This window comes from Streptomyces camponoticapitis, assembly GCF_014646115.1.
In the GTDB taxonomy this organism is placed as follows: domain Bacteria; phylum Actinomycetota; class Actinomycetes; order Streptomycetales; family Streptomycetaceae; genus Streptomyces; species Streptomyces camponoticapitis.
In genome coordinates this window covers 70155-95501 of record NZ_BMMV01000026.1, presented here as the reverse complement: position 1 = coordinate 95501, position 25347 = coordinate 70155, and the positions used below count along the sequence as shown (strand labels likewise).

21 protein-coding genes are annotated in these 25347 nt (G+C 70.3%); 9 read left to right on the top strand and 12 right to left on the bottom strand.

From position 1 onward, the window contains the following. Positions 1–33 precede the first annotated feature (33 nt). Positions 34–1578 carry an FAD-dependent oxidoreductase gene (locus IEY79_RS30740; protein ID WP_189110911.1) on the top strand — a complete coding sequence of 515 codons (1545 nt, stop codon included), beginning with the start codon at positions 34–36 and terminating at the stop codon, positions 1576–1578. Between the two features lie 95 nt (positions 1579–1673). On the opposite strand, the gene IEY79_RS37610 is transcribed toward IEY79_RS30740, so the two are convergent. From IEY79_RS37610 to IEY79_RS30715, 5 genes are all read right to left on the bottom strand, one after another. Further along, entirely contained in the window at positions 1674–1937 is a 264-nt protein-coding gene (locus tag IEY79_RS37610) for a flavoprotein (protein ID WP_229701256.1), read from the bottom strand. 446 nt (positions 1938–2383) lie between these two features. Continuing rightward, positions 2384–3175: an alpha/beta fold hydrolase gene (locus IEY79_RS30730; protein ID WP_189110910.1), complete on the bottom strand. Its 792-nt coding sequence runs from the start codon at positions 3173–3175 to the stop codon at positions 2384–2386. Between the two features lie 178 nt (positions 3176–3353). Beyond that, the gene (locus IEY79_RS30725; protein ID WP_189110909.1) at positions 3354–5726 is read right to left on the bottom strand and encodes an ATP-binding protein; all 2373 of its coding nucleotides are present in this window, start codon (positions 5724–5726) and stop codon (positions 3354–3356) included. A gap of 88 nt (positions 5727–5814) precedes the next feature. Further along, on the bottom strand, positions 5815–6690 hold the full coding sequence (locus IEY79_RS30720) for an NAD(P)-dependent oxidoreductase (protein ID WP_229701255.1): 876 nt from the start codon (positions 6688–6690) through the stop codon (positions 5815–5817). 171 nt (positions 6691–6861) lie between these two features. Continuing rightward, the gene (locus tag IEY79_RS30715; RefSeq protein WP_189110908.1) at positions 6862–9879 is read right to left on the bottom strand and encodes an AfsR/SARP family transcriptional regulator; all 3018 of its coding nucleotides are present in this window, start codon (positions 9877–9879) and stop codon (positions 6862–6864) included. A gap of 164 nt (positions 9880–10043) precedes the next feature. Here IEY79_RS30715 and IEY79_RS30710 point away from each other — a divergent pair, with 164 nt between their 5' ends. Both IEY79_RS30710 and IEY79_RS30705 read left to right on the top strand, forming a co-directional pair. Continuing rightward, complete coding sequence (locus tag IEY79_RS30710; RefSeq protein ID WP_189110907.1) at positions 10044–10400, top strand: hypothetical protein; 357 nt, start codon at positions 10044–10046, stop codon at positions 10398–10400. Between the two features lie 223 nt (positions 10401–10623). After that, on the top strand, positions 10624–11526 hold the full coding sequence (locus IEY79_RS30705; protein ID WP_229701254.1) for an esterase/lipase family protein: 903 nt from the start codon (positions 10624–10626) through the stop codon (positions 11524–11526). 144 nt (positions 11527–11670) lie between these two features. On the opposite strand, the gene IEY79_RS30700 is transcribed toward IEY79_RS30705, so the two are convergent. From IEY79_RS30700 to IEY79_RS30690, 3 genes are all read right to left on the bottom strand, one after another. Beyond that, positions 11671–12507: an SAM-dependent methyltransferase gene (locus IEY79_RS30700; RefSeq protein ID WP_189110906.1), complete on the bottom strand. Its 837-nt coding sequence runs from the start codon at positions 12505–12507 to the stop codon at positions 11671–11673. A gap of 83 nt (positions 12508–12590) precedes the next feature. Further along, positions 12591–12842, bottom strand: a complete 252-nt coding sequence (locus IEY79_RS30695) for a DUF397 domain-containing protein (RefSeq protein WP_189110905.1) — start codon at positions 12840–12842, stop codon at positions 12591–12593. Next, entirely contained in the window at positions 12839–13714 is an 876-nt protein-coding gene (locus IEY79_RS30690; protein WP_189110904.1) for a Sco1979 family transcriptional regulator, read from the bottom strand. Before IEY79_RS30690 ends, IEY79_RS30695 begins: the two co-directional genes overlap by 4 nt. A gap of 239 nt (positions 13715–13953) precedes the next feature. Here IEY79_RS30690 and IEY79_RS30685 point away from each other — a divergent pair, with 239 nt between their 5' ends. After that, a complete protein-coding gene (locus tag IEY79_RS30685) occupies positions 13954–14454 on the top strand; it encodes an ATP-binding protein (RefSeq protein WP_229701253.1) in 501 nt (166 codons plus the stop codon). A gap of 78 nt (positions 14455–14532) precedes the next feature. Here IEY79_RS30685 and IEY79_RS30680 read toward each other — a convergent pair whose 3' ends face one another. Continuing rightward, the gene (locus tag IEY79_RS30680) at positions 14533–15246 is read right to left on the bottom strand and encodes an alpha/beta fold hydrolase (RefSeq protein WP_229701252.1); all 714 of its coding nucleotides are present in this window, start codon (positions 15244–15246) and stop codon (positions 14533–14535) included. Positions 15247–15483: 237 nt separating this feature from the next. Between IEY79_RS30680 and IEY79_RS30675 the strand changes: the two genes are divergently transcribed. Further along, on the top strand, positions 15484–15924 hold the full coding sequence (locus IEY79_RS30675) for a peptidase inhibitor family I36 protein (protein WP_189110903.1): 441 nt from the start codon (positions 15484–15486) through the stop codon (positions 15922–15924). A 62-nt stretch (positions 15925–15986) separates the two neighbouring features. Further along, entirely contained in the window at positions 15987–16883 is an 897-nt protein-coding gene (locus IEY79_RS30670; RefSeq protein ID WP_189110902.1) for a hypothetical protein, read from the top strand. Between the two features lie 131 nt (positions 16884–17014). Here the strand turns inward: IEY79_RS30670 and IEY79_RS30665 are convergent, their stop codons facing one another. Further along, positions 17015–17482 (bottom strand): lamin tail domain-containing protein, encoded by a 468-nt coding sequence (locus IEY79_RS30665; RefSeq protein ID WP_189110901.1) that lies wholly within the window; start codon positions 17480–17482, stop codon positions 17015–17017. A 345-nt stretch (positions 17483–17827) separates the two neighbouring features. Continuing rightward, positions 17828–18373, bottom strand: a complete 546-nt coding sequence (locus tag IEY79_RS30660; protein ID WP_189110900.1) for a YceI family protein — start codon at positions 18371–18373, stop codon at positions 17828–17830. A gap of 836 nt (positions 18374–19209) precedes the next feature. Between IEY79_RS30660 and IEY79_RS30655 the strand changes: the two genes are divergently transcribed. The 3 genes from IEY79_RS30655 to IEY79_RS30645 are packed head-to-tail and all read left to right on the top strand — an operon-like array spanning position 19210 to position 21353. Continuing rightward, positions 19210–19932 carry a GAF and ANTAR domain-containing protein gene (locus IEY79_RS30655; protein WP_189110899.1) on the top strand — a complete coding sequence of 241 codons (723 nt, stop codon included), beginning with the start codon at positions 19210–19212 and terminating at the stop codon, positions 19930–19932. Further along, on the top strand, positions 19929–20666 hold the full coding sequence (locus tag IEY79_RS30650) for a GAF and ANTAR domain-containing protein (RefSeq protein ID WP_189110898.1): 738 nt from the start codon (positions 19929–19931) through the stop codon (positions 20664–20666). Before IEY79_RS30655 ends, IEY79_RS30650 begins: the two co-directional genes overlap by 4 nt. A gap of 21 nt (positions 20667–20687) precedes the next feature. Then, complete coding sequence (locus tag IEY79_RS30645) at positions 20688–21353, top strand: histone deacetylase (protein WP_189110897.1); 666 nt, start codon at positions 20688–20690, stop codon at positions 21351–21353. Positions 21354–21471: 118 nt separating this feature from the next. On the opposite strand, the gene IEY79_RS30640 is transcribed toward IEY79_RS30645, so the two are convergent. Continuing rightward, complete coding sequence (locus IEY79_RS30640; protein ID WP_189110896.1) at positions 21472–25245, bottom strand: S8 family serine peptidase; 3774 nt, start codon at positions 25243–25245, stop codon at positions 21472–21474. Positions 25246–25347: the final 102 nt, after the last annotated feature.

Sequence of the window (25347 nt, the reverse complement as noted above, 5' to 3'; positions counted from 1 at the left end):
TCTCCTGAGACCTGACCCTCTTGAAAGGCTGACATGACAGACCCTCAGCCCCTGCCGGGAGCGGACGAATCGTTCTGGATGGCGACCACCGCCGACGCCACTCGCCACCCGGCCCTCACCAAGGACCTCACCGTCGACGTGGCCGTGCTGGGCGGCGGCATCGCCGGGCTCAGCACGGCGTGGGAACTCGCCGGTACCGGCCGGACGGTCGCCGTTCTGGAGGCCGACCGGATCGCCGCCGGGGTCACCGGCTACACCACCGCGAAGGTGTCCGCGCTGCACACCCTCGTCTACGACCGGCTGCGCCGGACCCGGGACGAGGAGTCCGCACGGCTGTACGCCCAGTCGCAGCAGGGCGCCGTGGAACGGGTCGCCGAGATCGTCGCCACCCTCGGTATCGACTGCGACCTGGAACGCGCCCCCGCCTACACCTACGCCGTGGACCCCGGGGCCGTACCCGGACTGAAGGCCGAGCGGGAGGCAGCCGCGGCGGCCGGGCTCGCGGCGACATACGTGGAGCGCACCGATCTGCCGTACGAGGTGAGCGGCGCCGTGCGGGTGGACGGGCAGGCCCAGTTCCACCCCCGCAAGTACCTGCTCGCGCTCGCCGACGACCTCCGGGCCCGTGGCGGTCTGATCTTCGAACGCACCCGTGCCACCGGCCTGTCGGAAGGCTCCCCCTGCCGGGTGACCGTCGAGTCGGGCCACACCGTGACGGCGGGCGACGTCGTGGTCGCCACCCACTTTCCGGTCTTCGACCGGGCGCTGGCCTTCGCGCGCCTGTCCCCGCACCGGGAACTGGTGATCGCCGCCCCGATCGCCGCGGGCATCGCGCCGACCGGCATGTACATCACGCAGGAGGAAGGAAAGCGGTCGGTACGCACCGCGCCGCTCGACGACGACCACCGCCTGCTGATCGTCACCGGTGAGAGCTTCACCCCCGGCACCGGCGACCCCCACGGGGGATTCCGCCGGCTGGACACCTGGATGCGCGCCCGGTTCCCGGTCGGTGACACCGCCTACCGCTGGGCGGCCCAGGACAACGAGACCTCCGACACCGTGCCGCTCGTGGGTCCCTTCCACGCCGGATCCCGCCACACGTACGTGGCGACCGGCTTCGGTGGCTGGGGCATGAGCGGTGGCGTCATGGCCGGCGGGCTCCTGGCCGCGCTGATCGACGGCCACGAGCCGCCGTGGGCCGGTCTGTACGACCCGAGGCGCTGGAAGAGCACCGTGCGGGAGGCGCCCGCCCTGCTGAAGCAGCAGGTCGAGGTCGGCCGGCATTTCGTCGGCGACCGCCTGCGGACCACGCACGTCGACTCGGTCGCGGAGATCCCGCCCGGCAGCGGCGCGGTGGTACGCGTGGGCGGGCGGCGCTGCGCCGTCTACCGGGACGCGGACGGGGTAGCCCGAGCGGTGTCCGCCCGCTGTACGCATCTGGGGTGTCTGGTGGCGTTCAACGACGCCGAGACCGCGTGGGAGTGCCCGTGCCACGGCTCGCGGTTCGGTGTCGACGGTGCGGTGCTCCAGGGGCCCGCGGTACGGCCACTGGAGAAGCGTGATGTGTCCGGCGGCTGACCACGCTCTGCGGAACGCCGGACGGCCGCCGCCGGGGCCGGCATTCGTACGGCCAACTCGTCAATGCGGTGGTTTCCGCCGTACGGCCGGACCGCTCAGCCGTCCTCCGAACGCCGCTGCGGCATGAACTCCCGGATCATTTCGACGAACCGGGGCGGCGCCGGAGGCATGGGGCTGTCGATGAACTCGCCGCGCGCGACGTCGTAGCGCTGGCCCCACTGCGGATCGACGACGTGGTAGCCATCCTGGCGCATCTGGTCGACGTTGCGCCGGACGGCAGGCTTCCGCCACATCCCACCGCCCATCACCGGGGAGAACACCACGGGGAATTCCGCGGCCGCGATCGCCGTGGCCAGCATGTTCGGCGCGGCGCCCGTCGCGATGACGGACAGCGTGTTGGCGGTGGCCGGCAGGACGCCATCAGGTCGTGTTCGGCAGCCAGGGTCTCCTGGTTCTCCCGTGCCCAGTCGGCCGGTTCCGTGCCCGTCACCACCCGGTCCGCGAACAACCCGACGGTGTGCGGGGGGATGAAGGTGGTCGCGGTATGCGTCATCAGCACGGTGATGGTTCCGGTGAACGCGCCGCGCAGGGCACCGATGTAGACCGGAAGCATGGCGACAGCGGCGGAGCCCGTCGCGCCGATGAGCAGGCGCCCGCCAAAGGGCGGCATGTCAGCGTTTGTCATTCCCCCACGATGATTCACCACCCCGACTCGCGTGTGACGGAACACGCGGGAACGGCTGGACTCCGGACGGGGTCTCGCTGAGGGCGGGAGCCGTCGGACGCCGGGTCCCGGGGTGGGTCATCAGTACGCGGCGAGGATCTTCGCCACCTCCCTGGGGCGTGCCAGGTGCGGGAAGTGGCCGCTGCCCGGGATCACCGTCACGGTGGCGTCCGGCTGCACCGTCTCCAGCCATGTGCGGTAGGCCGCCGGCAACTCCTCGCCGCTCACGTGGTGGTAGGCGATTCCGCGGTCGCGGATGGCGCCCATGTCGCGCGTCCGCTCCTCGGCGAGGACGTCCGCCGGCGTGGTGAGTACCTCGTCCCAGTACCCGAGGAGCAGGTCCTGCCGGGGAGTCGTCGCGGTGCTTGCCAGTTCCCGTGCGGCGGGCGGCAGCAGGTCGGTTCGCATGCCCTGGAGCATCATGTCCCAGACCTCCCCGAACGCGGGGCTCCGCAGTACCGGTTCCGCCTGGAGGAGCACGTCCCTGAACGGTCCTACCAGTAGGGGCTGGTCGATGTTGACGACGGCGACCGCCGGATGGGCCGCCGCGTACACGGTGGCCAGGGCGCCGCCGAGGGAGTGCCCGACCACGACGGGTGTGTCGAACCCGGCCTCCGTCGCGGCTTCGTGCACCTGCCCCGCCACCTCGTCCAGGTGGTAGGTGGGGCGCCGGGCCGACCCGCCGTGGCCAGGTAGATCGACGGCGAGGACGAGGCGGCCGGGATCCACGGCGTCCAGCTCGTCCAGGAGCGGGCCCCACTGCCTTCGGTCGTAGGAGAGGCCGTGAAGCAGAACGATGGGCCGCCGGGCGTCGGAGGTGCCGTGGATGTCGACGGCGAGGCCGGCGAGGGTGGTGTGCTGCGTGCCGTTCATGAAGGTTCCCTTCTCCGAGGTGTCCGCCTGGGAGGCGTAACCTCAGGGTGAACACCCCGTACGTGACCCAGGTCACGTACGTCGCCCACATCCCGTCGCTCCCCGCGCCGCCGAATCAGGTCCGGCCGCGTCTCCGCCGGCCTCGTCCATTCTCTGCCGCCGGGACCGTCCTCGCAGGTCAGACGATCCACCGGGCGGGGCCGCCGGGGGCGGGCCGGTACACGAAGCGGCTTCCGGTGCGCAGGGACGCACGCAGGTGGGCGCCTGCCAGCGGGGCCGCGGCCTCGATGCGGGCGACCGCCGTCCACAGCGCCCTGGTCGCGTTGACCCGCGCCCGTTCCGCCTCGTCGGTCCTGGGGCGCGGGCGCCCGCCGAGCCCGGCATTCCGCCGGAGTTCGGCGAGGAGCCTGGTGCGCTCGGCCGTGACGGCCCGCGCGCGGTCGGGGTCGCCCGCCCGGTCGGCTGCGTCGAGCTGCTCGTCGAGAACCCGCAGATGCCGCTGATACGCCGCCCGCCCCGTCACATCGAGCACCGGGTCGCTCGCCGGCGCCGGCAGCCCCTTGCCGCCCGCGACGAGGTCCAGAGCGTCGATCTCCCGCCCGGGGGACGCCAGGAGCGTCCGGAGGTACTCCATGCCTCGTGTGTCGCGCAGCCGGACCGACTCGGCGCCGCTCTGAAGCCGCCAGTCGTCCCCGTCGCGCACGAAGCGCCCGTCGTCGGCGGGCGGGGCGAGCGACGCGAGGAGACCGTCGAGCCCGAGGCGCTCCGCGATGGACCGTGCCGTGGAGCGGTGCTCCTCGGCCGCCGGCCCGTCCCCCGCGGCACCGCGCGCCGTCATGGCGTCGGCGCGCGCGGCTGCCGTGTGTGCCAGCCACGGCAGCGCCCCGATCCTGCGCTCCAGCTCCATCGCGGTGCTCAGCAGGCGCACGGCCTCGTCGAGGAGGCCGAGTCGCAGGGCGAGCCGGCCGAGGTAGTCGTCGACGGCACCGGTGACCGTGTTCGCACCGCCCCAGACGACCAGCCGACCCGTGTACGGCGTCAGCGCCTCGTACAGTGCGAGCGCGGCCCCGGGGTCGCCGACACGCGAAGCCACCACGGACAGGTCCGCCGCGGCGCCCAGCCAGCGCGGCCCTGATCCGGCCAACACTGCCGGAAGTGACCGCTCCAGTTCGAGACCCGCCTCGACCGGCCGCCCCGCCTCCACGAGCAGCCGCGCGGCCGTCGCCTCGAAGAAGTGCCCGGGGAGCCGCCGGGCCATGGCCTGCCACGGATCCACGAGCTCCGCGACGTCGCCCCGCAGCACGGCGACCGCACTTCGCAGACTGCCGGCCAGCCGTTCCGTGTCCGGGAGGCCGACCCGCCGCCCGCGCGCCGCGGCCTCCCGGGCGAGCACGGCGGCCTCGTCGAACCGGCCGCGCACTGTCGCGAGCATCGCCTGGCGCGCCGACACGACGACGGCGGCCTCCGCGTCGCCCACGTGCTCGGCGGTACGCGCGTACGCCATGAGTGCGGCCTCGGCCCGCACCGTCTCACCCACCTCCATCAGCGCGACGAACCGCCAGAACACGCCCCTCAGTTCGGTCTCGGCGTCGCCTGCGCGGCGCGCCTGCTCCACGATCACCGACGCGGTCGCGAGGCGTTCGCCGGCGGCGGCCGGATCCCACAGGGCGTGCAGCCGGGAGTCGAGGACGCCGGCGAGCGAGCCGGGATCACCGACCGCGCGGGCCAGATCGAGGGCCTCGTCGGCGAGTGCGCGCCTGCGCCCGGCGGCCGACGCGTCGCCCAGCAACTCCCGGGCCAGACGTGCCAGGACCTGAGCGCGGTCGACGGGGTTCAGGGGCCGCTCGGCCGCCGTCTCCAGCAGCCGGACCAGACCCGCGTCGATGTCGAGGAACCCGGTCCCCGACCTGGCCGTCAGTGCCAGGTGGAGGACGGGGTCGGTGCTCTCGGGAAGGCCGACGAGATCGCCCGCGAGGGTCAGGGCCGCGCCCGGGAGACCACCCGACGCGAGCCACAGGGCGTGCACCGCGTCGACGGACAACCCCGGCGCCAAGGCGGCGAGTTCCTGCTCGGTCAGCCCTCCGAGCCGTACCTCCGGCGGCGCCCCGAGGGGCTCCTCCGTGGTGACGAGCAACGCGGTCCCGGGGTCGGCCCGGAAGGCGAGAAGCCGGTAGATCTCCACCGCCGCCGGGCCTGCCCGGTCGATGTCGTCGACGACCAGCAGCCGCGGACCGGCGCCAGCCGGTACGACAGGGGGCGTCTGGGGATCCGTCCCCTTGGGGCGAGGCGCTCCCCCGGGCCCCTGGTGGCCAGGCGGAGGCTCAGGCCATTCGACGAGGCCGTCCCACACGGCGTGCCCCGAGACCGTACCGGCAGCGCGCAGCACCGTGAGCCCCCGGGCGCGTGCCCCTTCGGCCGCGGCGTCCACGAGTGCGGTCCTGCCGGAGCCGCGCGGACCACTGACGACCAGGTGTCCGCCGCGCCCCGCCGTCGCGCCGTCGAGCAGCCGGTCCACCGCGGCCAACTCGCTCCGACGTCCACTCAAGGTCACGTACGCAGGCTATAGCGACGGCGGCACCCGCCCCCGCACCCCACTTGATCGCCCCCCGCACGACGGGAAGCCGGAGGGAGAATCCGCCTCAGTCGGAGGTCGTCCTGAGATCTCGCACCGCTTCCGGGGCGGAGTACACGGTCAGACCCTCGGCGCACTGCCGTTCCAGCGCCGCCACCGAGCGCTCGAAGTAGTCGGCGCGTACGCCCGCGTCCCGGGATGCCTGTGCCATGTTGCGTGCGCCGCTCAGCACCACGTCGAGGCCCTGGGTGAAGGACGGCTCGGCGTCCGAGTCCACGTCGGCGGCGAACGTCGGCATCATCTGGGCCATGTTCGTCAGCCAGGGCACCAGGAACCGTGTGAAACCCGCCGCCGTGCCTTCCCTGTGGGACGTGGCCATCGCGACCGAGTGGAAGAAGCCGTTGAACATGTGGTCCATCGCGCTCAGGAGTGCCAGGTCGTACAGCGCGGCTGTCCCCACCTCCGCGCCGAGGTACTCCGCCGCGCCCAGGACCTCCAAGGACTCCCTGTGTGCCTCGAAGTGCCGCTTCTGACCGCTGTAGAGGATGAATGCCCGCGGGGTCGCGACGGTCGGCGGAATCGCCATGATCCCGCCGTCCAGATACGCGGCGCCGTGGTCCGTCGCCCAGGCTTCGGTCCGCCGGGCCTGGGCGGGAGTGCCGTTGGTGAGATTGACCAGGGTCCGGCCGCGTAACGCACCGGCCGCGGGCCGGAGGAGCGCGTCCGTCACGTCGTAGTCCAGCAGGCAGACAATCGTCAGCGGGCTCGCGCCCACCGCTTCCTCCACCGTCGCGGCTCGCAGCGCACCACGTGCCACCAGCTCGTCGCCCCTGGCCGCGCTCCGATTCCATACGGTCGTGGGGTGACCGGCCGTGACCAGAGCGCCGGCGAGCGCCCGCCCCATCTCGCCCAGACCGATGACCGAGACCGCTGTGCTGCCCACAGGTGCTCCTCTTCGTGTGGTGGGATGCGTTCTCCTTCACTTTCGTAGCGGTCTGGAACTCTCACAAGTACGCACAAAAAAGTGCGTAGTTACCTCGTGGTGCGCGGTTCACGGCACCGCCGACTCACCCCGCGACCGGGCCAACCGCCCGGCCGGATGACTCGGCACTCCTCAATCAGCTTCCAGCCGCAGCGAGGTGGCTTCCTCTCGAGCGCGCAGCGCGGACTCCTGATCGCCTCCCATGGCGTACGCCTCGGCCAGCGTGTCGAGGCCGACGGCCAGCCAGCCGCTGGAGCCGATGCGCCGCCAGAGGCCGACGGCGGCTTCGGCGCGGCGACGGGCGAACGCCGGTCGTCCGGCCGCGAGTTGCGCATCCGCGAGCGCGTACAGGGTCGCCGCCTCACCCCACAGATTGCCGAACTCGCGGTAGGTCCACAGGCTCCGCGCCAGCAGGCGGCGCCCCTCGTGCTGCTCGCCCAGCCGGACCAGGACGTCGCCGAGCCAGCAGGTGGCGTGGGTGGCGGTGAGGCGGTCGCCGAGGCGTTCACTGATCTCGGCCGCCTGCCGGTATACGTCAGCGGCACCCCGGTAGTCACCGCGCGCTCGGTGGCTCTGGCCGAGGCAGCGCAGGGCTTGGGCCTCCCCCGGCAGGTAGCCCGCGACCCTGCTGACCCGCAGACACTCCGTGAAACGCGCCATCCCGGCCTCGACACGGCCCTGCTCCAGGTCGATGACGCCGAGGCCGTTGGTCGCGTACACCAGACAGTTGACGTTGCCCGCCGACCGGGCCAACTCCACAGCGGCTTCGAAGTGGAGGACGGCGGAGTCGTACTGTCCGAGCAGTCGGTGCACATACGCCAGCCCGGCCGTCGCACTGGCGCGGTACGTCGGCCCCTGCCCTTCGGCAAGAAGCAACGCCTGTTGGAAGTGGTGCAGGGCTTCCGGGTACCAGTCGAGGATGGTCGTGAGCTCGCCAAGGCAACGGTGGACCTTCGCGGCGCTGCGTTCGTCGCCGCTGCTCAGCGCGGTCTCCAGCGCCCGGCGCTGGAGTCGCTCCCAGTCGTCGAAGTGACTGCCGACCTGGAAGAAGGCGGTGAGCGCGATGGCGAGTCCGGCGGCCGGAGCACTCTCCGCGCGGTCCAGGGCCTGCTCGGTCACGCTGATGAGGAACTGGCGTTCGTCGCCGAACCAGGCCTGCGGCTCGGCCAGCAGATGGTCGGTGTCGGCCCGAGCGAGCCGCCAGGACGCCAGATCCTTCTGCGGGATGCCCTGGAAATCGACGCTGAGAGTGTCCGCCGCGAGGTCCGTGAGGTGCAGACTCGCCCCGAGCAGCCGGTCCAGCGCGGCCGTGCGATCCTCGTACGAGAGGGTCTCTTCCGCACGCTCCCGAGCGAACAATCTTACCAGGTCATGCAGTTGGTACCGGATGCCGGTCGCGGCGACCGCACCCGTCTGGACCAGGTGCACCTCGACCAGGTCGTCGAGGACCGTCTCCGCCTCGGACAGACCCACGTCGAGCAACGCGGACAGCGCCCACGCGGCGAAGTCGGGTCCCGGCAGCAGGGCCAGCATCCGCAGCGCGCGCTTCGTGACCGCGCCCATTCCCCGGTACGTCAGCCCGAGACTCGCCCGTACGGCGATGTGGCCCACGGTCAGCTCGTCCAGCTTGCGCTGCTCATCGGCGAGAGCGCCGGCGACCTTCGCCAGCGGCCAGTGCGGTCGTGCGGCCAGCCGTGCACCGGCGACCCACACCGCGAGGGGCAGGCCGCCGCAGGTCTCCACGATGGAGCGGGCCGCGTCCGGCTCCGCGCCGGTCCGCGTCGGGCCCAGCATCTCCCGGAGCAGGGCGAGCCCTGTCACCGAGCTCAGTTCACCGAGGACGATGCGACGCCCGCTCACCCCGGACAGGGTCGTCCGGCTGGTGATCAGGGTGCCGCAGCTCCCGCCGCTCGGCATGAGGTCCCGCACCTGCTCGGCACCGGCCGCATTGTCGAGGACGACGAGCACCCGGCGCTGGGCCAGCAGGGTGCGGTAGAGGTGAACGCGTTCACCCAGCTCGGCGGGCACACTCCCGCCGACCGTGCCGAGGGCACGGAGGAAGGTACCGAGGACTGTGAACGGCTCGGCCGGCTCGTCGCCGAAGCCTCGCAGGTCGGCGTGGAGCTGCCCGTCGGGGAAGCGGGAGGCGAGCCGGTGCCCCTTGCGAACGGCGAAGGCCGTCTTGCCCACTCCCGCGGGTCCGGTGACGAGCAGCGTCACCGGACCGGCAGCACCACGGTCGAACAACTGGTGCACCTCTCTCAGTTCGGCTTCCCTGCCGACGAAGAGCGACAGGTCCGCCGGCAGGAGACGCGGGACGGGCTGCCTTCCCGTCGCGTGCACCGGAGAGACCACCGCGCCGTCCTCGTCGGCCGGCCGCTCGGGGGCGAGCGACGCCCCGGCCCGGACCAAGGCCAGCTCAGGGTCGGCGGCGATGATTCGCTCCTGGAGGCGACGCAGTGCCGCACCCGGGTCGACCCCGAGCTCTTCGGCGAGCCGCCGCCGGGCACGCTCGTACCCCTCCAGGGCCTCTGCCTGCCGTCCGCACCGGTACAGAGCCAGCATCAGCTGCCCGACAACCCGCTCGTCGAGCGGGTGCGCGGCCGCCCGGGAGCGCAGCTCGTCCACCAGCCAGTGGTGCTGGGACAGACGCAACCGGACATCGACCAGCTCCAGTTCGGCGGTCAGCCGCTCGCCGTCGAGGAGATCCCGCTGCGCGTTGAACCACGGGGTGTCGACGCCGGCGAAGGCGCTGCCCCGCCACAGACCGAGGGCCTCACGCAGGTACGCCTCGGCCTGGTCGTCGGTGCCCGCTCTTCGGGCCGAGCCTGACGGCTCCCGGAAGCGGTGCAGGTCTACGAGGGCGGGCTCGACGGCCAGCCGGTAGCCGTATCTCTCCCGCGTGAGGGTTGCGCCCGCGCCCGCCAGTACGTGTCTGAGCCTGGAGACGTATCCGTACAGCTTCGTGCGGCCGGTCGTCGCCTCGGCATCTCCCCAGACCCGGTCCACGAGCGTGTCGGCCGACACCGCCCGGTCCGCGTCGACGAGCAGCGCCGCCAGTACCCGTTGCTGCACGGCGTGCCCGGCGTCGACCGGCACGCCGTCGCGCCGCACCACGATGGCCCCCAGAACCCCGAACCACGTCTCCATCACGCCCCCCGCGTCACTCCGCCGGCCCCTACGGCCACACTCTGGGCGCCGCCGATCGGAGGGCCAAGACGGATTCAAGCTTTTCCGAAGGTTTCCCGAATACCGCCTCTGCACCATGGGCGCGGACCTCAAGGACGAGCGATGCCAAATGGATTGGTGATTCGATGCGAAACGTTTCCAGGTTCGCGGCGGCCGCGAGCGTCGCCGCCGCGACCGTGCTGTGGCTCTCGACCTCCGCCTATGCCGATGCCGTCGTGGGCAACGGATATGCCGAGGGTGGATTCATCGGCTACGGCGACAAGATCTGGGTCGAGCACTACGAGGGCCGCACCAGTTCGGTCGAGTGGTACACGGACTACGGCCGCTCAGGCACCTGCAGCGTGAGCCTTCCCGCGGTGAGCAAGACCTGCAACTACGACATGCGCGAGGACGGGGAGATCACTCTCTGGATCTGCACGACAGGACCGGGGATCGGGTCGGACGAGTGCAGTGTCGCCGTGACCGACCGCATCAACAGCTGAGCGGAGCCCATGCCCCGCGTCCTCCCGCCGGAGGGGAGACTCCCGCGCGAAGGAGCTTCTGGTGGGCGCAGCCCTGACCGCTGCCCCCGCGGACGGGCGGGGTGCGCGGCGGCGGGGTCACCAGGTCGAAGAACCTCGAACTCGGCGGCCTCCGCGTGGCATCGACCACCCGAAGGACCGAGACCATCCAGATGTGGCGTGAGCGCCAACAAAGGAGCAGCGTATGTACCGCGGATCTTCCCGGCCTTCGGCGGTCTTGTCGGCCGCCGTGGCATTACTCCTGGCCTTCTTGGCAAGCCCTGCCCTGGCAAGCGGCGCGCACAGTGATTCGCCCGGGACGGCCCAGGCCGAGGCGCGGCGGGTAGCCGGCAAGTCCGCTGCGGTGTACTACCTCAAGGGCTATTCCAGGGACGAGAACCCGACGGTGAATTGTCGGGCCTACTGGGGGCAGCTCCCCAAAGCCATGCGGGACTGGGGCTGGAACGGGCCGGTGCACCACGCCGGATACTACAAGGGCGACAAGAACTGCCAAGTCAAACTGGCCGCCAAGGACCAGAGCGTCAGCATCAGGACACTCGGGCGCCAGCTTGCTCGGCACATTTACGACAACTACACCAGCAAGGGCCGGCCGGTGAAGCTCGTCGCCCATTCCATGGGCGGGCTGGTGGCCCGGGCGGCCCTGACCGGTGTGCAGCGACAGGAGGCCGGATTCCCGGAATCGCTGTGGGTTGAGGACGTGGTGACGTTCGACACCGGCCATCAGGGACACAACTGGACCGGATTCTGCGGCACGAGGCAGTGCAAGGACCAACGCGGCGGTTCCTCCTTCCTCAAGACCTGGGCTCTGAACAATCCGCAGGGAACGGGGGGAACGGACTGGACGCTGCTGTCGGTGGACGAGTTCCCGTCTCCGGACCGGGTCACGACGCGATCGGCTCTGGGCATGAACTCCAACCACTTCGTCCATTACAAGTACTTCCAGGCCAACCACGGAAACCTTCCGGAGAAGGTCAGCGGCGACTTCAAGTTCTGGTACCAGCGCGTAGGCCACCCGGTACGCCATGTCGGCCAGGGCGCTTCGCCGGGCCGGATGGCCGACCTGGCGTTGTCCACAGCGCGCTGGTAGCCCGGGGGACGGATGATGGCCCCTCTCCGGAGGGGCCATCATCCGCTGAGGCCCCCTTCACTCCGGAGCCGTTCTCCTGCGGGCCACCGGGCGAACGCACGCGGTGCCGGGTGGTGTGCAGCGTGTCCCCCGCGGCGGGAGGGCTCACGGCTTGATGGCCACTCCCGTCCACAGGCTGACCGTCGCGTCGGTGAGCGGCTCCGTCGCAGCCGTCGCGGCCGTGTCCTGCGGCGAAGCCTCGGGGCGCCAGCGGTGGCCCACGACGACTCCGGGGTCGAGGAGGTCGAGACCGTCGAAGAAGCGGGTGACGTCCTTCTGGGAGCGGAACTGCACCGGCGTGCCGGCATCGGTGTAGATGTCGGTGACCTTCTGCCAGGTCTCCGGGTCGAAGTCGGGCGTGCAGTGGCTCAGGGCCAGCGCGCTGCCCGAGGGGAGGATGTCCAGCACGCGGTGCACGATCCCGTACGGGTCCTGCGCGTCGGTGACGAAGTGCATGAGCGCGTTGAGGGACAGCGCCACGGGTACGGTCAGGTCCAGGACCTCGGTGAGCTCCGGGGCGGTCAAGAGCGACTCAGGGTCGTTGACGTCCGCTTCGATGTAGGCGGTCCGGCCCTGGGGCGTGCTGCGCATCAAGCGCTCGGCGTATTTGAGGACGAGGGGGTCGTTGTCGGCGTAGACCACCCGGGCGTCCGGGACCGCGCTCTGCGCGACCTGGTGCAGGTTCGGCTCCGTGGGGACTCCGGTGCCTATGTCGAGCCACTGCCGGATGCCGTGCTCGGTGGCCAGGACACGGGTGGCCCGGTGCATGAATGCCCGGTTCTCCCGGGCGCACGCGAAGATGCCGGGATAGACCGAGGCGACCGTCTCGGCCGCGTGCTTGTCGACCTCGAAGTGGTCTTTGCCGCCGAGGTAGTAGTCGTACATACGAGCTGAGTGCGGCCTGCTCGTGTCGATTCCCCGGCCGGCGTGCGCGTTGGTCATCGTGCTCCTCTTCCGTGGTGTGCGTCGTCCCCCCGGGCCGGGTCGCCGCCAGGTCCGGCTCCCCCTCCCGCTGGCGTCCCTGCTCAGCCGGCCATCAGGTGATCGGCCAGCCCTCTCTTCACTCCCGCGACGAACGCGGTTATCTCCTGCAGCGTGTAGATCAGTGCGGGGCCGGCCGGGTCGGTCGACTGACGCACCGCCACGCTGCCGTCGGGCAGCTGTTTCGTCTCGACGCACTGGCCTCCGTTGGGCCCGCTCCACGGACATTCCCAGCCTTGCTCGCCCAGCTCCGACGCGGGCATCCCGTTGTAGACAGGGCCACTGGTGATGGTCATGAATACTCCTTGCGCATGCGGTTCAGGAGAGCCCTGCTGTCCGCGGACGAAGTGAGCAGGGACATCCGGTTGTGCGCCTCTAGGTGGGCCGCGACATCGGAGCGCTGGTCCAGGTACACGGCGCCGGAAAGGATCTCGCTGTAGACGACGTCGGGAAGCTCGGGCTCCTCGAACCGGAAGTACGTGAACGGCGCGCACGCCCCGACATGGGCGCCGGTGGAGAACGGCACGACGTCCACGCTGACATGGTCGAGCTCGGAGACCTCCAGCAGCCGGTCGATCTGCTCACGCATGATCTCGGGCCCGCCCACCAGCCGGTGGAGTACGGCCTCCTCCATCACCACCCACAGGGTGGGTGCGTCGGCCCTGTCGAGCAGGACCTGGCGGCGCAGGCGCAGATCCAACCGACGCTCGATGTCCGCGTCGTCCTCGTTCGGGAAGCCGCCGCCCAGCACCGCGTGCGCGTACCGGTGGGTCTGAAGCAGCCCCGTGACGTAGTGGGGTTCGTAGGTGCGGAGTGTCGTGGCTCCGGTCTCCAGGCTCACGTAGGCGCTGAACCAGGTGGGCAGGACATCACGGTACGGGTGCCACCAGCCGGGCTTGTTGGCCCGCTCGGCGAACTCGACGAATTCTTCGATCTCCCGGCGGTCGGCGCCGTAGGTCTCCAGCAGCTTCTCCACGTAGAGAGGCTTGAGTTGGACCTCCGCCTTCTCCAGGCGGCGAATGGTCAGCGTGGTCACGCGCAGGGCCTTGGCGGCGCCCTCCAGTGATATACCGGCGGCTTCCCGGCGCTCCTGGAGCCGACGGCCGAGAATCATGCGGAGAACAGTGGGCGCACTGGCGCTACCAGTCGCCGAACGGCCTTCGCTCACGCCCTACCTCCAGATGATCTGTCATCAGCACAATTCTGACAGCGACTTGGCGAAGGCGCCAGCCCGATACCGGCTTCCTGTAAATATCAGGGAGTCGGTTGCGCGCTGAACTCGCCTGCGAGCATAGTTACTTGTGCCAATCGTTTGGACGGCGACATCCAACAACCCCTGCCCGCACGCCTGTTGGCCGCCCAGTCCGCTCTCCTGGCCGCGCCCGCTCGTACCGGAAGGCAACCGCCGTGTCCCCCCACACGACCCCCTCTCTCCAGCTCTTGGACAATGCGGACCCACGCCGCACCCACTGGCTTGAACTTCCCGCGCACCACGCCAGCGTGGGGGTCGCCCGTCGTTCTCTGAGAGGACGGATGACCGACTGGGGCCTGCCGGACGAACTACTCTCGGACGCCATGCTGCTCGCGTCCGAACTGGCCACCAACGCGATACTCCACACCCTCGGTGTGCAGTTCCTTTGCGGCATCGGGCTCGTCACGGACGAGTGCCTCCGCCTGGAGGTCCACGACCACGACTACAGCGGAACCAGCCTTCCCCGATACGAGCCGGGCCCGGAGGACGAGAGCGGCCGCGGGCTGCTGCTCGTCGAGCAGCTCGCGGCCAGCTGGGGAGTCAGCCGGTCGGTACTCACCGGCGGCAACGCCGTCTGGGCCACCCTGACCACACCGGACCATGCCGTCGGCTCTCGCCGCGCGACCTCCCGGGGTTGTCAGCCGAGGATCGTGTAGCCGTCCCTGTCCGCACCGTATCCGCCACCGCCGGGTCGGGACCTCCCCGCGCCACACCCGCGCTTCGCGGCCGGGGTCTCATACACTCATTACCGCCGCGGCGACCTCGTCCGGATGCGTGAGCAGCGACTCGTGAGAACCCGGCACCATCACCGGCGTGACGCCCAGGCGGGCGGCGTACTCCGCGCCGGCGTTCGGCCGCAGCAGCCCGCGGTCCTCCTCGCTGAGGATGTAGGCCAAGGGGACGCCGAGGTCCGTCACGGCAGGTTCGTCCAGCGCGTCCTCTCCGTACTCGCCCGGGTGAGGCGCCATCAGCTCCAGCAGCAACCGCTGCGCGGCCTCGGGCTCGTCCGGCAGCAGCGCCTGCCGGACGATGTCGAGCGACGGAATCCAGACGTGGTCGGGAGTGGAGGCGATCGCCGACCGGATCTCTGTGGCCAGCTCCGGCGGGAACTCTCCCAGCGTGCTCCGGCCCGGCTCAGGGACGAACGCGTTGTAGTAAACGATCTTCGACAGCCGACCGGCCAGCTGTTGGGCGGCGCCTGTCGTCGGAAACCCGCCCCAGCTGTGGGCGACGAGCGTGATGCCGGTGAGATCCCGCCGCTCGACCTCCCCGACGATGTGAGCCACGGCGTCCCGAAGGCGCCATCCGGCCGCGTCGTCGCCGTCGGCCAGTCCAGGCATGGTCAGGGTCACGGCCCGATGTCCGGCCCCGCGCAGCCGTCGTGCCACCGGCGCCCAGGCCCAGCCTCCGTGCCAGCCACCAGGAATCATCACAAAATTTGATTTCACACTAAAAGGGTAGATCACGGGTTTGGATACAGCTCTCCAGCTGTCATGACCGTGATCGTCCGCATGGGCCATGAGGCCTTGCGCTGCCCACTCGCCCGCCCCCGGCCGGCGCCCCTGGCAGCGCCGGGGCCGTCAACGCTTGGGCGGCGCGCCCACCAAGGGATCAAAGGCCCCCGGGATGGTGGATCCGGGGTCGGATGTCGGCGACACTCCGCCCCCTTTCGACAGGAGATCGACATGCGCATCCGCTTCGCGGCCACCGCGGCCGCCCTGACCATGGCAGTCGCGTTGGCCGGCGCCGGCGCCAGCGCCGCCACCAGCACCACCAGCCCCGCCGGCCCGCAGGCGTCGGCGCACCAGAAGGAGGCCGTCGCCGCCGCCCTCCGAAGCGGAGGATCGGCCGAGGCGCTGGCCCTGCGTTGTCAGAGCGGCTACTTCTGCGCCTACATCCACGCCAACTACGGCGGGCAGCTTCTGAGGTCCTCGGCCGGCCGCGGTTCGCGGGTGCAGGTGGGTGGCGGGACGTCGTCGGGCTCCAACAACACGGCCAACGAGTGGGTGGGGGTGAATGACCTCACCGGTGTTCCCGACGACGACATCTTCAAGTGGGCTCCCTACACGGAGGCGAACGTGGGCTCCGCGGCCAACGACAAGATCAACTACTTCAGGGTGAAGTAGTCCTCGCAACAACGGGGGTACCGGATTCCCGGCACCCCCGTTTCCTGACGGGAAGACAGACGATGCCGAGATTCGCCGTCATGGGCATGGCGGCCACGTCGCTCGCGCTGGCCCTCGCGTCCACTGCCTGTGGGCGGCCTTCGGAGGCGGCCGACACCCCCGACCACTTCCGGCAGCTCGTCCACCGGCCCGCGGTGCTCGACGAGGCCGAGAACCGGTTGACCGCGCGGTGCATGGACCAAGCGGGGATGACCTATCCACAGGTCCCGGCCCCGCGTGACGACCGGCCGATGATCGGCCTGCTCAGAGGCGCCGAACCGCTCCGCGCCGAAGTCGTACGAGAACATGGCTACCCCAACAGATGGATGACCCGTACCCGGGTTCCGAAGAAGGGTCCGGTCGAGACGTACGCCGATTCACTGCCTCCTGACACCAGAGAGCGCTTCTATCACGTGCTCCGCGGCAAGGACGGCAACGACGTACGGGTTGTACTGCCAGGGGATTTCGAGGTGGCGGCCTCTTCTTCGGGCTGTGTGGGCAGCGCCCGGCGGCGGCTCTACGGGTCGGTGGAGAACTACCTGACCGTGTACTACATCCCCGAACTCGTGCAGCGGCAGGCTGCCGCGGCCGACGAGGACCCCGACGTCCGCGCCGCCTACGCGGCCTTCGCACGGTGCATGGCCACCAAGGACTACGACACGGCTACACCGGCCGACGCGGTAGCCCTGGCCGCGACGTACTACCCCGACGGCCGGCGCGGACGCGCCGGGACGGACGAGAGAACGCTCGCGCTCGCGGACGCGGAGTGCCAGACCAGCGTGCGGCTGCGCGAGCGGCGTGCCGCCGCGGCCAACCGCCTCACACGACGTTGGCTGACCGACAACAAGGCCACGGTGTCGAGCACTTACGGGCTTCTGCGGGCCGCACTCACCGAAGCGAGAACAGCCATGAATCGCTAGTTTCGATCGCTGTGACGGTGCCGGAGAGCAGCTCGCCGCGGTACAGCGAGTTCCGTGACAACCAGTCGCCCTCGCGGAACAGCCGCACCCCCCGGCGCATCGCGCCGGGGGGTGCGGCTGTGAGCACGGAATCAGTGGCGATTACCACGACCCCACGACTCGGAGTCGACGGTGCGGCCGCGGTCGTTGCGGAGAGTCGCGGTGTCGGAGCGGTTGGACCACATGTGCGTGCGGCGGTCCTGGTAGACGTCGGTGCGGGTGACACGGCCGTGGCCGGTGTGGACCCGGACGGTGGAGCGGGCGCCGAGGCGCAGGTTGTCGAAGCGGTAGCGGTTGCCGTCGCTGTTGGAAAGGGTCCAGCCGTCCAAGTTCACTCGGGAGCGGCCCTTGTTGGCCACCTCGACCCACTCGCCGTTCAGGGAGTGGTTCGACCTGGTGTCCCGGCCCGGGCTGTCGTACTGGATTTCCCCGAGGACGACGTTGTTGCGCGGCGCCCGGTGGCCACCGTCGGCGGACACCGGCAGCGCGGCCGCGCCGACCAGGGCGCCGGCGGCGAGGACCAGCGCGGCTGTACGGCGGACAGATACAGAAGTGGACATGATGCCCCTCATGTTCGCGCCACGCAGAGGCCTTGACGGGCTTGTGCGGCGCCAGACTTTCCCGGCCCCGTCGGCCGAGGGCACGACCATCGCGGGCTCACCGGCCCCACAACCGGAACGCACAGTTCGTGTTACCAAACACGGACATATACGTAACTCTCGCTTGTATACGGCAACTACACCTGAATTTGGCGTATCCATGACCACTGCAACCTGCACCCACCCGCACCACACCTACAGCGCCACCGTCCACGCCACACGAGATCACCCGACACCACCACCCGGACCCCGGCCAAGGTCTGTAACAGCGAGGGGCGTTGGCGGCAAAGGCTCCTGGGCGCTCTGTCAGTGTGCCGAGAGGGAGACGGTGAACTCGATGTCAACCGCGTCGCGGAGTTTCAGGGCACCGAGGAAGCCGGAGTACGGCTTCACGCCCCACCGCGACTGGACCAGGCTCGCGGTGCCGACCAGGGTGGCCTCGTCCCGCTGCTCAATCTCCAGGCGCTGCGGGTGAGTCTGCCCGGTCAGGGTCAGATCGCCGTCCACGGTCGCACTGTCGTCGCGGAGCTCCACGGCGGTGGAAGTGAAGGCCACGTGGGGGTAGCGGTCGGTGCGCAGCATCTTGCGCATGGTCCGCTGGATCTGTTGCCTGTCGCCCTCGCTGAGCGGGTTCACACCACCCGTGCCTTCCACAACCTCCAGCGCGCCCGTGTCCATCCTCACCGACACCGTCGGCCGGGCCGCCGAGTCCGCCGGTACGACGACGTGGCCCTCCCACCGGGTGGCCTCGATGAGCAGATCATGTCCGACCTTCGCGGCCAGGCCCTGGCGATAGGTGCGCACGAGCAGTCGGCCGGTCTCCCGGCCGATCTCGTATTCTCCCGCCGCCACAGCCACTGCTTCAGCCTAGGGCCGGCCTGGTGGGGCCGCATCCGGATGGCCGGTGCGACTGCGGCCTACGGCGGCCGATGCCACGTGCTGTGCCGAACGCACGGACAGACGGAGGTGGCACCGGAAGGCAGCTATAGCCATCGGAGGTGGAGAGGTCTAGGGTACCTGGAACGCCCCTGCCCCCGGCGGATCTGAACACACGGCCGTCCCGGGGGTGAAGTGGATGACGCGTCCCATTCAGACCCACAAAACAACAGCCGCTGACGCTGTCGGCGCACTGTCGGCCCGGCGACCAGAACCGTCGCATCATCAACATGCGCTTCGGCCGGGACCCGACACAGGGCCGGATCGGCGAGGGCCGGGCTTCTCGCGAATACTCGTCTCACGGCCCCTCTCCCGCGTCCCGGCCCGGCTTCCCGGCCCGATGGTCCCCGACCGCTAGGCGGGTGGGACACCACAGACTTTCCTGGTTCCGTCGGCGGTACCAGGGAAGACGCGGCAGCGCCGTGACCACGTCAGGGATAACCAGGGGTCACGGCGCTGCCGCTTCGCTCGGATCTTCCCGGCGGGCGAGATGGATCCGAACACCTCCCCCGTGTCCACCGCCCCCCTCGCGCCACCCTTCGGCCCGGGTTCTCCGTGAGTTCACCCGGCCGGGTCCCGGGAGGAGCTGCTCGGGCGTGCCCGCCCGCCGCCCTCCGCGCCGGTAGTGTCGGCCAGGACCGGTCCCTTTGGACAGGGCAGAGCCCACCTGACGCACAGGCACAGCCCTCCCCTCCCTCGGACACCGGCCCCCTGATCCAGCGCACACCCCCAGGAGGGAAAAGTGGCCGCCAGTGATCAGTCCTGAGATGAGCGAGATCCTGCGCGCCTTCCACGCGGAGCGGGGTTCGCGACTGTCCGACGGCTGCGCCTCGACCCTGGGGATGGATCAGTTGTCGGTGTCGCTGGCTCTCGAAGGCCCGACGACCGAGACCCTGTGGACCACCGGGGAGACGAGCACATCGTTCGAGGACCTCCAGTTCACCCTGGGCGAAGGGCCAGGACTGGACGCCCTGCGCACCGGTCGGGCGGTCCTGGAACACGATGTGTCCGCGGTAGCGGCAGGCCGCTGGCCCGTGCTCCTCCCCGCCCTCGCCGGCCTGCCGATCCAGGCGGTGTTCTGCCTGCCGCTCGCCCTCGGCGGCATCACCGTCGGCGTCCTCACCGCGCTGCGCTCCATCCCCGGGCCCATGACCGGGCAGCAGATGAACGACGCGATGGCCCTCGCGGCCGCCCTGGCCCTGAGGTATCTGGGCGGCGACGGTGAACAGTTCGACACGCGGGCCGGCGGAAGACTGGACGGTGAACTTCACCACGCCGTCGTCCACCAGGCCACGGGCATGCTCAGCGTCCAGCTCGGCCTTCCGCCGGGCAAGGCTCTGCTGCGGCTGCGGGCCCACGCCTACGGTCACGACCGGCCCATCCTCGATGTGGCCGAGGATGTCGTGGCCCGGCGGCTTAGGCTCAACCGCGACAGTCCCGACGAACCCAATGCGTCCGAGGAGACCAGGGGATGACATCCATGTCCCGCGAACAGCAGGTATCAGAAGTCTTCGTCCAGGTCGCGGACTCCCTGATCGACGACTTCGACCTGATCGAATTCCTGGAGCAGCTGTCCGTGCACTGCGTCACGCTGCTCGACGTCTCCGCCGTCGGTATCCTCCTGGCCAGCGAGAATGACAGGCTCCACACCGTCGCCGCGTCCGACGAGACGACCCAGGTCCTGGAACTCTTCGTCATCCAGCACGACCAAGGCCCCTGCCTGGACTCCTACCGCGACGGCGCCGCACGCACCAACATCGATCTGAACGACCCCTCGGTCACCCACGCCTGGCCCGCCTTCGCCGAACGCGCCCGCATGAGCGGCTTCCGCACCAGCCACGTCTTCCCCCTGCGACTGCGCGACCGCGCCGTCGGGGCCATGAACCTCTTCCACACCGGCAGCCAGCCACTCACCGCCCCTGACGCCTCCCTCGCACAGGCACTCGCCGACATCGCCACCATCGCTCTCCTCCAGCAACGCGACCTCGGCCAGGAACAACGGGAGAAGGCCCAGCTCCAGCACGCTCTCACCAGCCGCATCACGATCGAACAGGCCAAGGGCATCCTCGCCGAACGCTGGAACACCAATCCCGACCTCGCCTTCGACGCCCTGCGCGCCTACGCCCGCACCCACCAGCTCCGCATCTCCGACCTCGCCCGCGAGATCGTCGACCAGACCCTCGACACCGCTCACATCCCCCGTCCCTGAAGCCTCACATCGGTTGGAGTCATGATCAGCCCTCCAGTCATCGATGCGGCCGGGGTCGCCGCCGCCGTACCTCCACAACGGGTCTGGTATACGTCGTACGGCTCGAACACGGACCGTGCCCGCCTCGCGCACTACATCACCGGGGGGCGGCCTCCTGGCGCCACGAGGGAGTATCCGGGCTGCCGGGATCGGCGGCTCCCTGAGCGATCCCTGCCCGTGGAGATCACGGGCTCCATGTACTTCGCCACCGAGTCGTCCGTCTGGACCGGCGGGAGGGCGTTCCTCGATCCGGACGCCAAGGGCCGCGTGCTGGCGCGGGCGCACCTCGTCACCGCCCAGCAGTTCTCGGACATCGCGGCACAGGAGATGTACCGGGAACCGGGAACCGACCTGGACCTCGGGGAGGTTCTGAGCCTCGGCCACGCCGTGCTCGGGAACGGGCGGTACGAGACGCTCGTCTGTCCAGGGGTCCTCGACGGGGCGCCGATGCTCACGTTCACGGCGCCCTGGAGCGTTGACGACGTCGAACTGAACGCGCCATCGGCCCCGTATCTCACCGTCCTGACGCGTGGTCTGCTCGCGGCAGGGGCATGGGAGCTCGCGACGATCGCGGAGTACGTCGCTGCCTGCCCCGGCGCCTCCGGCCACTGGACCGAGCGAGAGATCAGAGAGCTGGTCGCCGCATAGGGCGCTTCTGTGCCCGCCTTTCGCGCGCCGGTCCCGGTCCCGCTGCCGGTCGTGCGCTTGGCCGGCGCGTGCGGGACGCGCCGGCCAAGCGGGGGTACGGCGGGAAGGCAGGGGCGGATCAGCCCAGGCCGGCCGCCCGTACGACGGTCTGCGTGACCGAATTGCCCCGGGCGTCGGAGGCATGCACCCGCACCGAGAGGAAGTCGGCCTTCGCCGGTGCGCGCAGGTGGGTCAGAGCACCCCGGGAGGAGTTGCTCAGGGTCGCCCGCTGCCAGGTGCGGCCGTCGTCGTAGGACAGCTCCACCTTGTCGGTGCGTACCGCGGCGACCGAGACTCCCGGGATGTGCGAAGGAGTGACGACGAGTTCGGCGTTGCGCTTCGCCGTGCCGTCGGCCCTGGTGGCGAGGGTGTAGTCGACCTGGACCAGCGGCAGCGTCTGCGTCGCTCCCTCCTTGGGGGCCTCCGAGACAAATCCCCACTCGGTCGTGGTCGCGGTGGAGTACGGGTACCCCTCCGTGCGCGCGGTGGTGGTCACCAGCCGGTAGCCGGCACGGGCCGCGGGCACCTCGGCGCCGACGAACGAGCCCTCGCCGGAGGCGAGCAGGGTGTCGCCCCGGTAGAAGGAGCTCGTCTGGGACGTGGTGCCGAAGCCGATGACTCCCGCGTGGTCCTCCCCGCTGTCACCGAAACCGGGGAGGAACGCCTGCACGCTGTTGCCGGTGCGCTCCGGCAGCCACTGGCTGCTGTTGAGTCGGGGCCGTTCCATCGGACCGAACCACTGCACGTCGGTGGACTTGCCCGCCGGGTAGTCGATCTCCCCCGAGTACTGGAAGGACTTGATGCCGACGCTGGCCTCCTCCATCCACGGGACGTTCTTGTCCGCCGTCACCCAGTCGGTGCGGTGGGCACCCGCGTTGGACACCCGCGTGCCGCCGATCTTCACCCCGAGGTAGGGCTGGATGTCGTAACGGAACTCATCGACCTCGTCGGCCGGATCATTGCGGAAGTCGACGTCGACGCGGGCCAGTTGGTGCTCCTTGGGCGCGTACTCCAGATCCTTCGGGATCTGGCCGTGCCAGGAGTGGACCAGGTCGTACAGGTACTCCGTCTCGGCATGGCCGACCACCCGCATAGGCACCGAACCTGTGCGGCTCTTCTGGATGCGGCTGATCAGGATCTCGCCCTCGGTACGGGAGACACCGGCCACGGTCAGCGGGGTGCGGGAGACCGGCTGGCGGAGCCGGCCGTTGAGGTCGTTGACCATCACCAGGAGCGCGACACCAGCCTGCTCCGCCGCCCGCACCTGGTCGACACCCGACGGCGCGACGTCATCGTCCTCGGGTACGTAGCGGACGACGGCGACCTTCCCCTTCGCGTCCAGGGACGCGTAGTCGTCGGTCCCGCCGTTCCCGGCGAACACGGCGGGGAGGGTGCGGTTGCCGTCGGAGGGAAGTGACGAGCCCGGCTGGATCCACAGGTCGTCGAATTCCTGGTCGCCGGCGGTGAGGGAGAGCAGCGGCTGCTGCATCCGCCAGCGCGCGGTGTAGACCAGATCGCCCTTGGCGGGTTTGGTGGTGGGCAGGGCCCACAGGCTGTCGAATCCGTCGCCGACCACGTGCGCGTCCGCGATGGGGGGCGCGTCGCCGCCGAAGGTACGGCTGAAGTCGACGCGCACGTCGCTGTCGGTACTGGCCTTGGGTGTTCTCAGCTTCACCTGGCGCACCCGGGTGCCGTCCAGCACGACGTCGGTGTCACCGCCGTGCACGTCGATGGTGGGTGCTGCCAGCAGTGCCAGACCTGCCGACGATTCACCGTGGGTACCTTCGACGGCGAGCCAGGTCCAGGCGGTGTAGGTACCCGCCGGTGCGATGACGTCGAGGACGCCGTTCCGGCTGTACTGCGCCGAGTAGTACTCGTCGCCCTCGCGCTGGTAGTTGACCAGGACGTTGACGGGAGCACCGCTGCGGTCGGTGACGTGGATCCGCAGGTGGTGATCCTCTTCGCGGGTACTGACGGCGACGAGGGTCCTGGTCGCGGTCTTCCCGGCGACCGCTCCGGTGACGTGGCCCGTGTAGCGGTTGCCGGCGGGGGCCTCGTCGAGGTGTGTCGTCAGGGTGGTCGAGGCGCTGCCGCCCGCCGGGACGACGAGCTGACGGTCGGCCAGCGTGAACAGGCCCGACGGAGCGTCCGGGGCGGCTACTTCCAGGTCGACCGTGACCGCCTGGTCGCCGCTGTTTTTCCACCGGACGGTCTTGTCCACGGTCTCGCCGGGATCACCCCCGAGCGAGTGGATTCCGGCATCGACGGTTCCGGTCGCGAACAGGGTCCCCTCGGTGGCGGCCACGAGGTCGACGCGCCCGTTGCCGCCCTCGTCGGGGTGGGAGGCCGTCGGGAGAGAGCTGCTGATCAGGGCGTCCTTGATCCGGTCGCCCGTCCAGTCCGGATGCTCGGCCGCCACCAGGGCGGCGGCGCCCGCGACATGCGGGGTGGCCATGGAGGTGCCGCTCATCAGCGTGTACGGGCCACTGCCTCCCGTGTACTGCGAGCGCGCGGCGAGGATGTCCACGCCCGGCGCGGTGATCTCCGGCTTGATCGCGTCATCACGCAGCCGTGGTCCTCGGCTGGAGAAGTCGGCGATGGCGTCCTTCGAGTCGACAGCGCCGACGGTGAGGGCCGCGTCCGCCGCTCCCGGCGCGCCGACGGTGTGGTCGGTGGGGCCGGAGTTGCCGGCCGCGATGGTGAACAGCGCTCCGGTCTCGGCGCTGAGCTCGTTGACCGCCTGGCTCATGGGGTCGGTGCCGTCGCCCGGGGCGTCGGAGCCGAGACTGAGACTGACGATCCGCGCGTCGGCGTCGCGCGCGGCCCACTCCATGCCGCTGATGATCCAGGAGTCCTGCCCGCTGCCGAGGTTGCTGAGCACCTTGCCCACGTGCAGGTTCACACCGGGGGCCACACCTTTTTCGGTGCCGCCGGACGCGGCGCCGCTGCCGGCGATGGTCGACGCGACATGCGTGCCGTGACCGTGGTGGTCGTCCACGTCCTCGCCCGGGACGAAGCTGGCGGAGGAGGCGACGCCCGCGAGATCGGGGTGCCCCGGGTCGTATCCGGTGTCCAGCACCGCCACGTCCACACCCTTGCCGGTGTTGCCCTTGGCCCAGACCTCGGGAGCGCCGATCTGCGCGGTGCTGTCCGCGAGGGAGGCCTTGACCTTCCCGTCCAGCCATACCTTCGCTACACGGCCGGCCAGTGCCGGTCCCCCCTTACCCGGGGCGGACGCGGTGAGCGAGCTCCGTTCGGTGCTCGAAGGAGCGGACGGGGACGGGGAAGTGAGGGAGTGCCAGAAGTTCTCGGCCCGGTCGCGGTCCGCGGTGAGCGCGGTGCTGTCGATGCTGCTGAGGGGCCGTGCGTCGGTCGCGCCTTCAGGCAGGGGCGGTGCCACGAAGGAGCGTCGCGACGAAGGGGTGTAACTGACGATCACCGGCAGGCCCTCGGTGTGGGCGTCGTCCAGTTCGTCGGCGATCAGGCGGGTGACATTGAAGAGTTCCGTATCGAGTCTTCCCGCCGCCACATAGGGGTCGGCGGACGACGGGTAGACGTAGGTGTCCCCATCGCGGGTGGTGATGCGGGCGTCGCTACGACGACCGTCCGGTCCTTCGACGGTGACCGAGTCGGGGCCTTTGCCGCCGGGTGTGACGGTCACCCGGTCACCGGTCAGCAGGGTGACGGTGTGGCTTCCGGTACCGGAGGTGGCCTTGCCGACAGCGGGGACAACGTTGTCGGGGACGCCGGTACCGTCCCGGCCGGCAGCGACGGCCGACGGGGTGGCCGTCAGCACCGCCAGGGCTGCCCCGATTGCCAGCAGTGTGTGTCTGCTGGTGCGCTTCTGTCTCACTAGGTGTTCCTTGCATCGAAGTCTGCGCGGACGCCTGGACCCTAATGCGATGATCATTAGAAGGGACAGTGATCTTTCGGAAAAAACATTGAGGAAATCTGG

Bases quoted from the DNA above. Each gene is read 5' to 3' on its own strand.
- IEY79_RS30670 (WP_189110902.1), top strand. From the start codon at position 15,987: ATGCCGAGATTCGCCGTCATGGGCATGGCGGCCACGTCGCTCGCGCTG.
- IEY79_RS30695 (WP_189110905.1), bottom strand. From the start codon at position 12,842: ATGACCATCACCAGTGGCCCTGTCTACAACGGGATGCCCGCGTCGGAG.
- IEY79_RS30665 (WP_189110901.1), bottom strand. From the start codon at position 17,482: ATGTCCACTTCTGTATCTGTCCGCCGTACAGCCGCGCTGGTCCTCGCC.
- IEY79_RS30715 (WP_189110908.1), bottom strand. From the start codon at position 9,879: ATGGAGACGTGGTTCGGGGTTCTGGGGGCCATCGTGGTGCGGCGCGAC.
- IEY79_RS30730 (WP_189110910.1), bottom strand. From the start codon at position 3,175: ATGAACGGCACGCAGCACACCACCCTCGCCGGCCTCGCCGTCGACATC.
- IEY79_RS30675 (WP_189110903.1), top strand. From the start codon at position 15,484: ATGCGCATCCGCTTCGCGGCCACCGCGGCCGCCCTGACCATGGCAGTC.
- IEY79_RS30710 (WP_189110907.1), top strand. From the start codon at position 10,044: ATGCGAAACGTTTCCAGGTTCGCGGCGGCCGCGAGCGTCGCCGCCGCG.
- IEY79_RS30645 (WP_189110897.1), top strand. From the start codon at position 20,688: ATGATCAGCCCTCCAGTCATCGATGCGGCCGGGGTCGCCGCCGCCGTA.
- IEY79_RS30705 (WP_229701254.1), top strand. From the start codon at position 10,624: ATGTACCGCGGATCTTCCCGGCCTTCGGCGGTCTTGTCGGCCGCCGTG.
- IEY79_RS30650 (WP_189110898.1), top strand. From the start codon at position 19,929: ATGACATCCATGTCCCGCGAACAGCAGGTATCAGAAGTCTTCGTCCAG.
- IEY79_RS30740 (WP_189110911.1), top strand. From the start codon at position 34: ATGACAGACCCTCAGCCCCTGCCGGGAGCGGACGAATCGTTCTGGATG.
- IEY79_RS37610 (WP_229701256.1), bottom strand. From the start codon at position 1,937: ATGCTGGCCACGGCGATCGCGGCCGCGGAATTCCCCGTGGTGTTCTCC.
- IEY79_RS30700 (WP_189110906.1), bottom strand. From the start codon at position 12,507: ATGACCAACGCGCACGCCGGCCGGGGAATCGACACGAGCAGGCCGCAC.